Origin of the sequence: Halomonas sp. SIMBA_159 (genome assembly GCF_046536035.1) — a bacterium.
GTDB lineage: Bacteria > Pseudomonadota > Gammaproteobacteria > Pseudomonadales > Halomonadaceae > Vreelandella > Vreelandella venusta_A.
Window position 1 is genome coordinate 1 of the sequence record NZ_JAWJBT010000386.1, and the last position, 279, is coordinate 279.

Below are 279 nucleotides of genomic sequence, written 5' to 3' on the forward strand. Positions count from 1 at the left end.
TGTGTGTCCCGGGCTTAACACATCGTTGAAATCCCCGTAGAGATTGAAGCGGCCATCGAGATAATGCACATATTCATGTTCGAGATTGAGAATACTGTAACCTTCAGCATATTCGTTGCGGTAGGCCACAAAACGGGCTTGATTGTCAGGGTTGGCCGGATTGCCTTCCAGGTATTGCCCGCCATTATTGGTGGTATTGCCAAACAGGAAGTTAGAGTAGCTGACATAATCGGCATTGGTGTTGAAAACGATCACCTCAACACTGTCGTTATAATCGCC

1 protein-coding gene is annotated in these 279 nt (G+C 47.0%); it reads right to left on the reverse strand.

Features of this window, described 5'->3' with window-relative positions:
* Positions 1 to 279 (reverse strand): collagenase (locus R0J87_RS19715; RefSeq protein WP_498888373.1); only part of this gene is annotated, 279 nt, incomplete at both ends.